This is a genomic window from Nocardia sp. CC213A, assembly GCF_030766805.1.
Lineage (GTDB): Bacteria > Actinomycetota > Actinomycetes > Mycobacteriales > Mycobacteriaceae > Nocardia > Nocardia otitidiscaviarum.
Window position 1 is genome coordinate 240,574 of the sequence record NZ_JASFXA010000010.1, and the last position, 12,778, is coordinate 253,351.

15 protein-coding genes and 3 tRNA genes are annotated in these 12,778 nt (G+C 70.0%); 10 read left to right on the forward strand and 8 right to left on the reverse strand.

Features of this window, described 5'->3' with window-relative positions; genetic code table 11:
• Positions 1-68: 68 nt before the first annotated feature.
• Complete coding sequence (locus QJS31_RS20365) at positions 69-272, reverse strand: hypothetical protein (RefSeq protein ID WP_282782816.1); 204 nt, start codon at positions 270-272, stop codon at positions 69-71.
• Between the two features lie 326 nt (positions 273-598).
• Between QJS31_RS20365 and QJS31_RS20370 the strand changes: the two genes are divergently transcribed.
• A complete protein-coding gene (locus QJS31_RS20370; RefSeq protein WP_306357454.1) occupies positions 599-1,435 on the forward strand; it encodes an alpha/beta fold hydrolase in 837 nt (278 codons plus the stop codon).
• A 101-nt stretch (positions 1,436-1,536) separates the two neighbouring features.
• Here the strand turns inward: QJS31_RS20370 and QJS31_RS20375 are convergent.
• The 3 genes from QJS31_RS20375 to QJS31_RS20385 all read right to left on the reverse strand — a co-directional run bounded on the left by QJS31_RS20375 (position 1,537) and on the right by QJS31_RS20385 (position 2,696).
• A tRNA-Ser gene (locus QJS31_RS20375) sits at positions 1,537-1,624 on the reverse strand.
• Between the two features lie 46 nt (positions 1,625-1,670).
• Entirely contained in the window at positions 1,671-2,156 is a 486-nt protein-coding gene (locus QJS31_RS20380; protein ID WP_051036661.1) for a nucleoside deaminase, read from the reverse strand.
• Entirely contained in the window at positions 2,157-2,696 is a 540-nt protein-coding gene (locus tag QJS31_RS20385) for a tRNA adenosine deaminase-associated protein (protein WP_282784502.1), read from the reverse strand.
• Positions 2,697-2,754: 58 nt separating this feature from the next.
• On the opposite strand from QJS31_RS20385, the gene QJS31_RS20390 reads away from it, so the two are divergent.
• Positions 2,755-3,705: a prephenate dehydrogenase gene (locus QJS31_RS20390; protein ID WP_306357404.1), complete on the forward strand. Its 951-nt coding sequence runs from the start codon at positions 2,755-2,757 to the stop codon at positions 3,703-3,705.
• A 2-nt stretch (positions 3,706-3,707) separates the two neighbouring features.
• Here the strand turns inward: QJS31_RS20390 and QJS31_RS20395 are convergent, their stop codons facing one another.
• The gene (locus QJS31_RS20395) at positions 3,708-4,313 is read right to left on the reverse strand and encodes a putative glycolipid-binding domain-containing protein (RefSeq protein ID WP_268746745.1); all 606 of its coding nucleotides are present in this window, start codon (positions 4,311-4,313) and stop codon (positions 3,708-3,710) included.
• 404 nt (positions 4,314-4,717) lie between these two features.
• Here QJS31_RS20395 and QJS31_RS20400 point away from each other — a divergent pair, with 404 nt between their 5' ends.
• The 4 genes from QJS31_RS20400 to QJS31_RS20415 all read left to right on the forward strand — a co-directional run bounded on the left by QJS31_RS20400 (position 4,718) and on the right by QJS31_RS20415 (position 8,249).
• Entirely contained in the window at positions 4,718-5,860 is a 1,143-nt protein-coding gene (locus QJS31_RS20400) for a DNA cytosine methyltransferase (RefSeq protein WP_143984414.1), read from the forward strand.
• A 121-nt stretch (positions 5,861-5,981) separates the two neighbouring features.
• Positions 5,982-6,416, forward strand: coding sequence for a very short patch repair endonuclease (locus QJS31_RS20405; RefSeq protein WP_306357405.1), 435 nt, complete (start codon positions 5,982-5,984; stop codon positions 6,414-6,416).
• A gap of 350 nt (positions 6,417-6,766) precedes the next feature.
• Positions 6,767-7,519: a DUF998 domain-containing protein gene (locus QJS31_RS20410; protein WP_306357406.1), complete on the forward strand. Its 753-nt coding sequence runs from the start codon at positions 6,767-6,769 to the stop codon at positions 7,517-7,519.
• Position 7,520: 1 nt separating this feature from the next.
• The gene (locus tag QJS31_RS20415; RefSeq protein ID WP_306357407.1) at positions 7,521-8,249 is read left to right on the forward strand and encodes a maleylpyruvate isomerase family mycothiol-dependent enzyme; all 729 of its coding nucleotides are present in this window, start codon (positions 7,521-7,523) and stop codon (positions 8,247-8,249) included.
• 41 nt (positions 8,250-8,290) lie between these two features.
• Here the strand turns inward: QJS31_RS20415 and QJS31_RS20420 are convergent, their stop codons facing one another.
• Entirely contained in the window at positions 8,291-8,533 is a 243-nt protein-coding gene (locus QJS31_RS20420) for a hypothetical protein (RefSeq protein ID WP_306357408.1), read from the reverse strand.
• A 12-nt stretch (positions 8,534-8,545) separates the two neighbouring features.
• Complete coding sequence (gene hisC / locus QJS31_RS20425; RefSeq protein WP_306357409.1) at positions 8,546-9,625, reverse strand: histidinol-phosphate transaminase; 1,080 nt, start codon at positions 9,623-9,625, stop codon at positions 8,546-8,548.
• Positions 9,626-9,689: 64 nt separating this feature from the next.
• On the opposite strand from hisC, the gene QJS31_RS20430 reads away from it, so the two are divergent.
• The 4 genes from QJS31_RS20430 to QJS31_RS20445 all read left to right on the forward strand — a co-directional run bounded on the left by QJS31_RS20430 (position 9,690) and on the right by QJS31_RS20445 (position 11,663).
• Entirely contained in the window at positions 9,690-10,379 is a 690-nt protein-coding gene (locus QJS31_RS20430; RefSeq protein WP_306357410.1) for a dienelactone hydrolase family protein, read from the forward strand.
• A 107-nt stretch (positions 10,380-10,486) separates the two neighbouring features.
• Positions 10,487-10,576 (forward strand) — tRNA-Ser (locus QJS31_RS20435).
• Positions 10,577-10,613: 37 nt separating this feature from the next.
• Positions 10,614-10,686, forward strand: a tRNA-Arg gene (locus QJS31_RS20440).
• Positions 10,687-10,931: 245 nt separating this feature from the next.
• On the forward strand, positions 10,932-11,663 hold the full coding sequence (locus QJS31_RS20445) for a helix-turn-helix domain-containing protein (protein WP_282785261.1): 732 nt from the start codon (positions 10,932-10,934) through the stop codon (positions 11,661-11,663).
• 9 nt (positions 11,664-11,672) lie between these two features.
• On the opposite strand, the gene QJS31_RS20450 is transcribed toward QJS31_RS20445, so the two are convergent.
• Positions 11,673-12,707 (reverse strand): alpha/beta hydrolase family protein, encoded by a 1,035-nt coding sequence (locus QJS31_RS20450; RefSeq protein ID WP_306357411.1) that lies wholly within the window; start codon positions 12,705-12,707, stop codon positions 11,673-11,675.
• Between the last annotated feature and the right edge of the window lie 71 nt (positions 12,708-12,778).

The window sequence follows — 12,778 nt, forward strand, 5'->3', positions numbered from 1 at the left end:
CCCCTCATCCATCGGATGGGGGGCGAGTTGTTTTCGGGGGCAGTTGTTTTCGGGGACGGTGCATTCGGTCACCCGCGGGCGACGGTCGACCGCGCCCACGCCCGATGGCATTCCAGCGCCGCGAGGATCGCGAACAGCGCGGACAATCCGGCCGCGGTCAGGCGTAGGTACTGACCGAGCTGGAATTCCGTTGCCGCACGCTCGATTTCGGCCAGGGTATGGCTGGCGCGCTCGTCGAACAGCACCGAGGCCCGCGGCCACTGATACAGCACCGACAGCAGGAACTGGCCGCTGAGCAGGGCTGGCCGCGCTCGGTGCGCGCGGCCGCTCGCAACTGGTCGTGCTCGCGTATGAATCCGGGCTGGTCACCCCCGGATCGGGTGGGCGGTAGGCAATTCCGGATGGCGACGCCTATCAAGATCGGATACAGTCGACCCGTGCTCATCGAATTCATGCGCCTGCGCGTCGGCTGACTCGACGCACTCCGCAGCCCGTCGTGGCTGCCAGCGTGGCCGCGTACCCGCGTCGCCACGTTCGTGCCGTCGAGTAGCCGATTCCGCACTCGACAGGAATTCCTATGCGTAACTCTGCCTTTGGCATGCCCACCTTCGTCTTCGTCCACGGCTCGGGAACGAGCTCGTTCATGTGGACACCCATCCAACGGGAACTGGCGCTGCGGGGACAGCGCTGTCTCGCCGTCGACCTGCCGGGGCACGGGTTCGAGGCCCAGTTCCCGGTTGCCTATCAGGCGCCGCAGCAGCCCGACCGGCTCGCCACCGAGCCGTCCGCACTCGCCGCGGTCACCCTCGAGGACAATGCCGACGCGGTGCGAACCGTGGTCGAGCGAATGCACGAGTACGGCCCGGTCGTACTCGTCGGCGCGAGCCTCGGCGGCACGAGTATCAGCGTCGTCGCCAACCAGGTACCGGATCTGCTGGACCGGATCGTGTACATCTCCGCGTGGGCCTGCACCACATTGGCGAATCCGATCGAGTACATGTCCGAACCCGAGTTCACCCGGAGCCTGCTACCCGGACTCGCCGACCTGAACGTCGGGGATGCGATGGAACTCGGCGTAGGACGCGCCAACTACCGCGGCGCCGACCGAGACCAACTCGCACGCCTGCACGCCGCACTGATGGCCGACCGCAGCGAACAGGAATTCCTCGCCTTCCTCAATGCCCTGCAACCCGACGAATCCCTGGCCGCGATGATGGGCGACGCCCGCCTGCACCCCGATCTCGGCGGGCAGGTCCGTCGGCAATACGTGCGGCTGACCCGGGACCGGTCCCTCCCCATCGACATGCAGGACCGGCTCATCGCGGAAGCGGACGCGGCGACGCCCGGGAATCACTTCGAGGTGGACACCCTCGATACCAGCCACGCGGGATTCGTGTACCACCCGGAAACGGTGGCGAAGCTGCTCATCCGGTGACGGGCGCGGCCAGCTCGCCATGAGCTGACCGTACCGCCGATCACCTCGTCGCTGAGCCAGCAAAAAGCCCCTCACCTGCGCGAGCAGGTGAGGGGCGGAAGCGGTGGCGGAGGGATTTGAACCCTCGGAGGGGGGTTACCCCTCACACGCTTTCGAGGCGTGCTCCTTAGGCCGCTCGGACACGCCACCGCTGGTGACTTTACCGGACGACCCCGCGGAAACCGAAATCGCCTCCTCAGGGGCGCTGGGCGTGGAAGAAGGTGTCGAGCAGTGCGGCGCAATCGGATTCGAGGACACCGCCGCGGACCTCGGGGCGATGATTGAGACGTCGGTCACGGACGACGTCCCACAGGGAGCCGACCGCACCGGTTTTGGGTTCCCAGGCACCGAAGACCAGGCGGCCGATGCGGGCGAGGGTGAGCGCGCCCGCGCACATGGTGCAGGGCTCCAGGGTGACCGCGAGAGTGCAGCCCTCCAGCCGCCAGCCGTCGCCGTGTACGGCGGCGGCCCGGCGCAGGGCCAGGACCTCGGCGTGCGCGGTGGGATCGCCGAGGGCCTCGCGGGCGTTGGCGGCACGCGCCAGCTCGCGGCCCGCGGCGTCGAAGACCACCGCGCCCACCGGGACGTCGCGCGGGTCCGCGGCCGCGGCGGCCGCGATCGCCGCGCGGATCAGCGTCTCGTCGGCCCGCTCGGCGGCACCGCGAGATCCGGCCGCGCTCATTCAGCGAGGGAGCTTGTCCAGGACCGCCGAGAACTCGTTGGCGAAACCCAGGCGCTGGGCGATCATGCCGAGCTGCTCGTCGGGGTAGAGGTCGGTTTCGGCGAGGATGACGCTCAGCACCGGCTCCGGCAGTCCGAGGTCGGCCAGCACGCCGAGGTCGCCCTCCTCCCACGGCTCGATATCGTCGAGTTCGTCCGGATCGATATCCGGGATGTCGACATTCAGCGCCTCCAACACCTCGGCGGCGATGTCGTAGTCGATGGCGGCGGTGGCGTCCGACAGCAGCAGACGGCTGCCGGTCGGCGCTGGACGCAGGACGATGAAGAATTCGTCGTCTACGTCGAGCAGACCGAATACCGCGCCGGAACTGCGCAACTCGCGCAATTCTCGCTCGGCCTCGGTCAAACTGGAGAGTGCCGCCTGAGTCAACGGCGTGACCTTCCAGGTGGCCTCTTCGCGGACAACCGCCACTGCGAACCCTTCCACGTCGTCGTAATCGTCCGACGTCGCCCTATTCGTGCTCGAGCGCTGTGCTGCCATGGGCGCAACGGTAGTCCGCTTCGGGGGAAATGTTGAAGTCGTATGCGAATCTGGTGCCATGACGGGCGATCGGAAACCAGCTGTCTGCGTCCTCGGGACGGGTTTGATCGGCGGTTCGGTGCTGCGTGCCGCCGTCGCCGCGGGGTACGAGGCGTGGGGATTCAACCGGTCGGAGCCGGGTGTGCGGGCCGCGCGCGCCGACGGCTTCGACGTGAGCGCCGACATCGGGGCGGTACTGGGCCGGGCCGCGGACCGCGACGCGCTGATCGTGATCGGCGTGCCGCAGCCCGCCCTCGACACCGTGCTCTCGGATGTGCGCAGTTTCGCCCCGGCGTGTCCGCTCACCGATGTGACCAGTGTGAAGAAGCCCGTACTGGATGCCGTGCACCGGCACGAACTGGGCGCGCACTTCGTCGGCGGGCACCCCATGGCCGGGACCAGCGAATCCGGCTGGGCCGCATCCACATCCGACCTGTTCAAGGGCGCGGCCTGGGCGATCAGCGTCGATCCGGGCGTACACGCCGACCCGTGGACCCGGGTGGCGCGGCTGGCGCTGGACTGCGGGGCCGTGGTGGTGCCGGTGCTCTCCGCCGAACACGACAGCGCCGTCGCCCGCATCTCACACCTGCCGCACGTGCTGGCCGAAGCCCTCGCCATCCAGGGCGCGGGCGGCGGCGCGCTGGCACTCGGGCTGGCCGCCGGGTCCTTCCGCGACGGCACCAGGGTGGCTGCCACCGCGCCCGCCCTGGTCCGCGCCATCTGCGAACCCAATGCCGACGCGCTGCTCGAGGTGCTCGACGACACCCTGCGGGTGCTCACCGCCGCCCGGGACAGCCTGCGCGACACCGACTCCCTGGCCCAGCTCACCGAGGCCGGACACGACGCGCGCAACGACTACGACACCTTCCAGCGGTGGGCGATCGCGGGCATTCGGCCCGGCGACCACGACTGGCTGGCGAAGCTGGCCGACGCCGGACGCCGCGGCGGCGTCATCGAAGCCCTGGAGTAGCCCTAGATGCGCTCGGCCAGCCCCGGGTAGTCGAGCAGGAAGCCGTCGGCGTCGACGGTGACCGTGGCGCTGGAGACCGGGGACAGCACGTGGATACCGTCCGGGCCGGAGCTGTAGGTGAGACTGGCCTCCTGCACCAGCAGGTCCGGCAGCCGCACGTAGACCACCGGGACCTGGATGTCCTCGGAGGTGTGCGCCAGGCCGTGGCGGCGAATCGGCAGCGTATTGAAGAACGGGCTCAGCACCATGTCGACATCGAGCGCGCCGCCGAAAGTGGAGCGCACGTGCGTGGCGCCCGCGTCGATGAGCCAGTAGTTCTCCTCGTCGCGGGCGATGGAGGCGTGCCGCTCCCCCGCCGCGACCGTGCTGCGCAGGGACAGGCGCTTGGTCACCCCGTTCTCGTCGGTGACGAGGTCGTAGGAGGCGCTGAACGCCTCGCTCTCCTCGGTCGCGCCGGCGATGATGCGGCCCGCCGCGCGAATCCGGTTGCCGTTCAGCACCACCCGCACCGACTCCATCCGGGACCCGTTGTGCGCCCGCCAGGTGAGGATCGCGGGCCACCGGGCGCCCCCGGCCCGGATTTCCTCGCCGTTGCTGTCCGTCGTCACGCCTCTACCGTACGTCCACGCCCCGCTCGCCCGGCGAACACACGGCGGCGTTCAGCGAGTTCGCCACGGCGTGTCCGGGTTGCGCCGTCACGCCGCGGCCTCGCGTGCGCTCGCCCCTGGGGAGTGGTAGGGCCGCGGACGCGTCCGGTGGCGCGTATCACCGGGCGCGGTCGCGGCCATTCGCCGATCGGGCTCCGCATATCGCCCCTCGGCGCGGCATCACCCGTTCCCCGGAGCGACATGCTCGACAGGCCATGCGGGGCGATGTATTCCGTCGGCGTGTTGTCGAGCGCGGGGGCCGGGCGGGTGGTGGGCGCGGTGTGGATCAGCGCCGGTTCGTCGCGACTCGAGTAACGTTCTGACGACATATCGGTACTCGGGGTGAAAGGACAGCTGTGGCGCGGATGGTGGGCCTGTTCGCCGGTATCGGCGGACTGGAACTCGGGCTCGCCGCGCACGGTTGGCGCAGTGAACTGCTGTGCGAGATCGACCAGGGCGCGCAGGCGGTGTTGAGCGCGCACTTCCCGGATGTGCCCGTGCATTCCGACGTCACCCGGCTGCGCGCGCTGCCAGCCGGGACCGAACTGGTGGCCGCCGGATTCCCGTGCCAGGATCTGTCGCAGGCCGGGCGCACCGCCGGAATCACCGGCTCCCGTTCGGGTTTGGTGGACGAGGTGTTCCGGCTGGTGCGGCGCAAACGCGGGCCGCGCTGGCTGCTCATCGAGAATGTGCCGTTCATGCTGCAACTGGGCGGCGGGGCGGCCATGCGGCACATCACCACCGCCCTGGAGGAACTCGGCTACCTGTGGGCGTACCGGGTGGTGGACGCGCGGGCGTTCGGACTGCCGCAGCGGCGCGAGCGAGTGCTCATGCTGGCCTCACGCACCGAGGATCCCCGGCCGGTGTTGTTCGGGACCGACGCCGGTGAGCGGGTGGTCGGCTCCGCCGATCACGATCCGTGCGGCTTCTACTGGACCGAGGGCACCCGCGGGCTGGGCTGGGCCGTCAACGCCGTGCCGACCTTGAAGGGCGGTTCCGCGCTGGGCATCGCGAGCCCGCCCGCGGTGCGGCTGCCCTCCGGGGAGATCGTCACCCCGGGCATCACCGACGCCGAACGCCTCCAGGGTTTCGACCGCGACTGGACCGCCCCCGCGCTGTCGGTGCCCACCGTGCGCAAAGGCCACCGCTGGAAACTCGTCGGCAATGCCGTGGCGGTGCGCATGGCCTCCTGGGTGGGCGCCTGCCTGTCCGCCCCCGCCACCGACGCCATCCCCGGCGAACCCCTGCTGCCCGGCCAGCGCTGGCCCACCGCCGCCTGGGGCCACGCGGGCACCGTGCACCGCGTCCCGGTCTCCACCTGGCCGGTGCACGCGCCCTACGAGGACCTGCGCTGGTTCCTCGACGACTCCAGCCTCCTGTCCGCCCGCGCCACCGCCGGCTTCCTCCGCCGCACCCGCATGGGCTCCCTCCGCTTCCCACCCGGCTTCATCGACGACGTCGAAAACCACCTCGACCGCATGGGCGGCCGCCCCAGCGAGGCGGCGTAGCACCGAGGGGAATTGGTGGCGGAGCCCTCCCGGGCGATGCCGCCACCAGTTCCCCGTCGGGCGCCCGGGTGGTGGGCGGTGCGCTCCCGGCGAGAGGATGGGGATCGATCCGGGAGGTCGGATGAGCGAGACAGCGCGGACGACGGGACGGCCGCAGACGGATGCGGCAACGAGTGCGCGGATGGCGCGGCAGCGGCGCGTGGGGACCGCGCCGGAGATCGCGCTGCGGCGGGAACTGCATCGGCGGGGGGCGCGGTTCTTCGTGGACCGGGCTCCGATGCGGGGGCTGCGGCGGCGGGCCGACATCGTGTTCCCGCGCCGCAAGGTAGCGGTGTACGTGGACGGCTGCTTCTGGCACAGCTGTCCCGAGCACGCCACATCTCCCAAGAACAATGCCGAATGGTGGGCCGAGAAGCTGGCGGGCAATGTGGCGCGCGACCGCGATACCGATGCGCGGTTGCGGGAGGCGGGGTGGACGGTCGTTCGGGTGTGGGAGCACGAGCGAGCCGAGAGCGCGGCTGATCTGGTGTGGAAGGCGTTGGGGCGCACGGGGTGAGGCGCGCTCGCGTGGGTCGGGTGCGGACCAGCGAGTTGTGCCCGCAGGGTGCACCACCGAACCGAGTCGAACGCAGCGGACACCGGATCGAGCGGCGAACGACTTCTGCCGCGACAACAGACTGCGATGTGCTGGGTGGCAAGCCGGCAGGCCGCAACCTGGCCCACGCTGGAGCGGGTGGCGCTTGCCGATGGGATGCGGTGAGCCCCGCGCGGCGCGGCGGCGAGGGCGGCTGGATGGGCGAGAATGGGGAAACCGCCTGGGCGGTCTGGAGTGCGTGATGTGCCGGGCCGTCCGTGCGGTGGCGGTGCGCGTGACGAAGGGCGGTGCGGCGGCGAAAGCGAGTGGCGATGACGCCTCCCGAGAATGAGCGGGGTGAGGACGCGGGCGACGTGGCCGCGGGTGCGGGCCGACAAGCGTCGGAATCGCGTTTCCGGCGGGTGCTGCGGTGGGGGCTCGCGGTGCTCGTCGGGTTGGCGGGGTGCAGCTACTCGTCGTGGGTGCTGGAGTTCGTGTTGCCGGTGGGGATCGATCCGTTCACCTCGTTTCTCAGCCAGCTCGCCGAGCGCGGGGCGCCGTTTCGCGGTGTCTTCACCACGGCGGACACGCTGACCGGGGCCATGCTGGTGGTCGCCGCGAGTGGCGGGCTGCTGTTGTTCCCGCGGCGCGGGTACACCACCGTCGGCTGGGTCGCCCTGGGATGTTTCGGGGCAGCCACCATCGCCGATGCGCAGGCGCCGTTGGATCCGGCGGCCGAGGTGCCCGCCGGGGAGAGTCCGCTGTTTCCGCAGTTGCATCAGGTCCACGCGCTGACCAGCACGTTGGCGGTGTTCTCGATCTTCGTCGCCATGCTGGCGTTCACGGTGGCGGCGTTCCGGTATCGGCAGTGGCCGATCGTGCGGCATGCGGGGCTGTGGATTCTGGTGATCGGCTCGGTGGCCACGGCGTGGCTGCTCATCGCGGACAATCTGCCCGGCGATCACGGGCTCGGGATCGCGCAGCGGGTGCAGGTGGGGGCGATGTCGCTGTGGCTGCTGGCGCTCGGCGCGCAGGTCGCGGCGGCGAACCGGCGCGCCACCCCGCCCGTGGGTATGGTCGGGTGATGTGACCAGCGACGCACCGGAATTCACCGCGATCCCCACGCAGCTCGACACTGTCGCCACCGCGACCGAGCGCCTGCTCACCACCGTCGCCGACCTGCGCGACGCCGATCTGGTGGAACCCTCGCTCCTGCCCGGCTGGACCCGCGGCCATGTGCTGTCCCACCTGTCCCGCAATGCGGACAGTTTGGTCAACCTGCTGCTGTGGGCCCGCACCGGCATAGAGACCCCGCAGTACGCCAGCGCGTACCTGCGCGACGCCGATATCGAGGCCGGTGCGCCGCGTCCGCTGCGCGAACAGCTCGACGATCTGCGAGCCGCCTCCGACCGCTGGCTGGACCTGGCCCGGGTGCTGCCCGAGGACCGCTGGGCCACCTCCGTCCGCAACCGCCAGGGCACGGAGATCCCGGCCACCCGCATCGTGTGGATGCGCCTGCTGGAGGTGGAGATCCACCATGTGGATCTGGCGGTGGCCTACTCCCCCGCCGACTGGCCCACCCCGTTCACCACCCGCCTGCTCACCGAGGCGCTCGCCGACCGCGCCCGCACCGCCGACCCCGACGCGCCCGGTTTCACCGTCACCGCGACCGATACCGGCTACACCGCCACCGTCGGCTCCACCGCCGTCACCGAGATCACCGGCACCGCAACGGCTCTCGCCACCTGGCTGATCGGCCGCTCCGACGGCTCGGACCTGAAGGGCGACCTGCCCGATCTGGCTGCGTGGAAGTGAACTCCGTTGTCCCGCACCACCTCAGGCGCGGGACAACCCGGTCAGCACTCGGGATCGAAGGCCACGCCTGACGAATCCCACACTCGCATGTGGTGGCCCCGTGGCGCGCAGAGCACGATCTCCCCGGGCTCGTGCTGAATGTCCCCGGCGAAGCCAGTTGCACCGTCCGGGTACGCGACGAACTCCACGACGATGTGATCGCCCGCCGCGAGGGCGTACTCCTGTCCGGCGGGCTCGAAGCGAACCACGACCGCCGCTGCGCCCGCACTGACCCTGAACTTCATCGCGGGCGGGGGTCAGCCCAGGAAGCGGGCAACGGTGTCGGCGTGGGTGGCGAAGGCGAGGAACTGGTCGTTCTCGTGTGGGTCACCGGCGGTGACGCGGACGCCGTCGGTGCCGTAGGGGCGGACGAGGACGCCCGCCGCGGCGCTGGCCTCACCGTATTCGGCGCTGCGGTCGCCGAGGGGGAGCCAGAGGAAGTTGGCGTGGCTGTCGGCCACCCGGTAGCCCGCCGCTGCCAGGGCCGTGCGCATGCGCTCGCGTTCGGCGATCACGGCGTCGGTGCGCTCCAGGAGTTCGTGGCGGGCGTCCAGTGAGGCGATGGCGGCGGCCTGGGCGAGCCGGTTGACGCTGAACGGAACCCGCACCTTCATGAGCGCGGTGACCACGGCCGGATCGCCCACGGCATAGCCGACGCGCAGGCCCGCGAGTCCGTACGCCTTCGAGAAGGTGCGCAGCACAAGCACATTCGGGCGGGTGCGGCCGAGTTCGACACCGTCGGGATGCTGATCGGCCGGGAAGCGCAGGTATTCGTAGTACGCCTCGTCCAGGACGACCAGCACGGTGTCCGGGATGGTGTCGAGGAAGCGTTCGATGGCGGCGCGGCCGTGCGCGGTCCCGGTCGGGTTGTTGGGGTTGCACACGAACACCGCCCGGGTGTTCGGGGTGACGGCGGCGGCGAGGGCGTCGAGATCGTGCGCGTAGTCGAGGTCCAGCGGCACCTGGACGGCGCGCGCCCCGGCGATGCGGGTGACGATCGGATATGCCTCGAAGGAGCGCCACGCGAACACCACCTCGTCGGTGTGCTCGCCGCAGGTGATCTGGATGATCTCCTGGCACAACGCCACACTGCCGCAGCCGACCGCGACGTTCTCGATGCCGACGCCATGGAATTCGGCGATGGCGGTGCGCAGTTCGGTGGCGGTGATATCCGGGTACCGGTTGGCCTGTTCGGCGGCCTCGGCGATGGCCTTGGCCACCGACGGCAGCGGCGGGAAGGTGGTCTCGTTGCTGGCCAGTTTCACCACACCGGGCAGGCTGCGGCCCGCGACGTACGCGGGGATGGCGTCGAGGTCCGGACGAATGTGCGCGCTCACGCCTCCACCCTATGTCGGCCCAGGATTTATCCGGAACTTTACCTAGCTTCACTACCCTGGCTTTATGTCGGGCGTTTACCGAGATCTGGCCCCTGTGCACGACACCACCAGGGTCCCCGTCACCGTGATCGAACCGGATGGTCACGCCCGGGGCGGCATCGTGGTGCTGCACGAATCACGCGAGTTCACCGATCCATTGCTGGACATGATGCGGTCCCTGGCCGACGACGGCTGGACGGTGCTGGCCCCGGACCTGTTCCACCGCACCAATGGCGCGCAGGCCGACAAGGTCTTCGGCGACGACCTGTTCGCCGACTTCGACGCCTGCTTCGACTGGCTGATCGGGCACGGTGTCTTCCGCGACTGTGTCGGCGTGCTCGGCTTCGACTCCGCCGGTACCGCGGCGCTGTTGGTGGCGACCAGTCGACCGATCGGCGCGGCCGTGAGCATCGCCGCCCCCGGCATCGGCAGCCCGCTGACGCCGCAGGCCGACGCGCTCGTCCACGCCGCACCGAAACTGAAGGCCCCCTGGCTCGGTCTCTACGGCGAGGACGACCCCGTCACCCCGCCCGACCATGTGGAACAGCTGCGCGACGCCGCCGCCCGCGCCGCCGTCGCCACCCTGGTGGTCAGCTATCCCGGCTTGCACCACCGCCCCGACCATCCCGGCTTCGACCGCGACGCCTTCGACGACGACGCGGTCGTCGACGCCCAGACCCGAATTTTCGACTGGTTCGACAGCCACCTGCGCTGACCCCCATTTCATTTCTCTGACCAGCCGTTTTGCGTCTTGGTCGGCTGCTGTGTAACCTTTGTCCCCGGCGGTTCGAAAGGACCGGCGGCCTCGCAAGAAGGCGTCCAGGAGGCGTGCCAGAGCGGCCGAATGGGACTCACTGCTAATGAGTTGTCCCTTCACGGGGACCGGAGGTTCAAATCCTCTCGCCTCCGCCAAGCCCGGTTCGCCGGGCGTCCACAAATGAATAGTCCTGCGCCCGTAGCTCAACGGATAGAGCATCTGACTACGGATCAGAAGGTTGGGAGTTCGAGTCTCTCCGGGCGCGCAGTGAAAAACCCCCGCTGCCAATGGCTGTGGGGGTTTTCGTGTGTCCGGGTGGTGGTTCGGGTTGCTCGGACGGGGGTCGGTGCGCTCCCCTCCAGGGCACCGACCCCCGGTGCGCGGGCTCGATCGAGCTCCGGATAGAGCCTGGTTTCCGGTGGCGGTGGTGTCAACGCACCGGAGTCGCAGTACGGGTGCGACTTCGGGTCGGGGATGCTGTGAGTTGGCCTACAGGAGAGTGGAAGTTCGATGTCCAGAGGGCGGTTGGCCGAGTTCGTGCGGACCCGGCGGAAGGCGCTGGGGATGACGCAGGCGCAGCTGGCGGCGACGACCGGGTGGTCGAAATCCTCGATCGAGAAGGTCGAGGCGGGGCGGCTGGTACCGAGTCTGGAGTTCGTGGGGGCGCTGTTCGACGCGCTCGCCATCGCCTACATCTATCGGGAGCGGATCATCGCCGCGCTGTATCCGGGGACGCTCACCCGCATTCTGGGGCCGTCACCGAGCCGACCCGATGCCGACGCCATCGCCGACCTCGAGGATCTGCCGTATCCGGCGGCCTACCTCACCCTGCCCGAGGGCGAGGTGCTCGGCGCCAATTCCGCGTGGGCCGAGACCTTTCCGGGGGCGGAGACCACATCGAATCTGCTCATCTGGCTGTTCACCGCACCGCAGGCGAGCGAGATTCTGCCGACCTGGGAGCAGCTGGCACACGGTTTCGCTTACGGGCTGCGCGTCATGGGTCCGATCTCGGTGCCAGAGACCGCTATTACCGAGATCGTCGACCGCTGTCGCGCGCATCCGGACTTCGAACGCATGTGGATCACCGATCCGCCCGACCCCGTCGCGGCGCGCCCGGAGCTGCCCGTCGCGATGCCCGCCACCGGAGAGATCCGCAGGCTGCGCGTCAAGATCGACAAACCGCATTTCCCGTTCAGCTCGTGGGTCACCTACCGCCTCGTACCGTTACGCGACACGCTCTGACCGCGGCAGTCAGCCGATGCCGAGCCCCGCGGCGAGAGTGGGCCAGGCGCGGGGCAATTCGTCCCGCCAGTACGGCCAGGAGTGGGTGCCGGTGGGGCGGAGGTTGGCGGTGATGGGGATGCCGATCTGGCTGAGGCGGTCGATGAGTTGGAGGGTGCAGGCGTAGGCGCCGGCCTCCAAGGGGCCGCCGAAGAGGATGGAGTCGGGGTATTCCGGGGTGCCGGGGAGGTCGTGCAGGCCGGGCAGGCCGATGCCGGCGGAGAGGTAGATTCTGGTGCCGCGCAGGGCTTCCGCGTGGGCGTGGACGTCGTGGGCGGCCCACTGGGGGTCGTCCTCCTCGCCGAACATATTGGCGGTATCGCCGCCGTCGGTGGTGACGACGGCCTGAGCCTGGGCGCGGCCGTAGTCGGAGCTGATCGCGTAGCAACCGCTGTGGGCGGCGATGGCGGAGAAGTGGCCGGGGCGGCGCACGGCCAGCATCATGGCGGCCTCCGCGCCCATGGAGACGCCCTGGACGGCGTAGCGGCCGTTGCCGTCGAAGTGGGCGTCGATCAGGGGCGGCAGTTCGCGGGTGAGGAACGTTTCCCACCGGTTCACGCCGAGGTTCGGGTCGGGGCGTTTCCAGTCGGTGTAGTAGCTGGACGCGCCGCCGAGGGTGAAGACCACGTTCACCGGCTTGTCGGCGAAGAATTCGAGGGCGCCGCCCCGGGCGGTCCAGTTGTTCACGTCCTCGGCGGCGCTGCGGCCGTCGAGCATGTAGAGGGTGGGGCGGGGTCGGCTGCGGTCGGCGGGCAGCAGCACCTGAACGGAGACGACACGGCCCATGGCCGGGGAGCGCACGAAGACCGTGAGGAAGCGGTCGCCGATGGGTTCCACCCGTTCGACGGTGGGCGCGGCGGCGACGGAGACCTCCGGGACGGCCGAATTGCCTTCCGCCGAACCGGAATCCGCAGGTGGACGAGCAGCGGACGGAGACGCCACACCGAGTATCAGTGCGGCGCAGGCGATCGCGCCGACGAGACGACACCACTGGTGGCGGGGCACGGTCGCCAGTCTGCCAGAGGCGGCGTGGGGCAGGCGTGACGCCGCGGCGATCGTGTCGTGAAACCGCACAC

What these genes read in the sequence shown, in the direction of transcription:
- QJS31_RS20370 (WP_306357454.1), top strand. Translation starts at nt 599, where the DNA reads ATGCCCACCTTCGTCTTCGTCCACGGCTCGGGAACGAGCTCGTTCATG.
- QJS31_RS20380 (WP_051036661.1), bottom strand. Translation starts at nt 2,156, where the DNA reads ATGAGCGCGGCCGGATCTCGCGGTGCCGCCGAGCGGGCCGACGAGACG.
- QJS31_RS20385 (WP_282784502.1), bottom strand. Translation starts at nt 2,696, where the DNA reads ATGGCAGCACAGCGCTCGAGCACGAATAGGGCGACGTCGGACGATTAC.
- QJS31_RS20390 (WP_306357404.1), top strand. Translation starts at nt 2,755, where the DNA reads ATGACGGGCGATCGGAAACCAGCTGTCTGCGTCCTCGGGACGGGTTTG.
- QJS31_RS20400 (WP_143984414.1), top strand. Translation starts at nt 4,718, where the DNA reads ATGGTGGGCCTGTTCGCCGGTATCGGCGGACTGGAACTCGGGCTCGCC.
- QJS31_RS20405 (WP_306357405.1), top strand. Translation starts at nt 5,982, where the DNA reads ATGAGCGAGACAGCGCGGACGACGGGACGGCCGCAGACGGATGCGGCA.
- QJS31_RS20410 (WP_306357406.1), top strand. Translation starts at nt 6,767, where the DNA reads ATGACGCCTCCCGAGAATGAGCGGGGTGAGGACGCGGGCGACGTGGCC.
- QJS31_RS20420 (WP_306357408.1), bottom strand. Translation starts at nt 8,533, where the DNA reads ATGAAGTTCAGGGTCAGTGCGGGCGCAGCGGCGGTCGTGGTTCGCTTC.
- QJS31_RS20430 (WP_306357410.1), top strand. Translation starts at nt 9,690, where the DNA reads ATGTCGGGCGTTTACCGAGATCTGGCCCCTGTGCACGACACCACCAGG.
- QJS31_RS20445 (WP_282785261.1), top strand. Translation starts at nt 10,932, where the DNA reads ATGTCCAGAGGGCGGTTGGCCGAGTTCGTGCGGACCCGGCGGAAGGCG.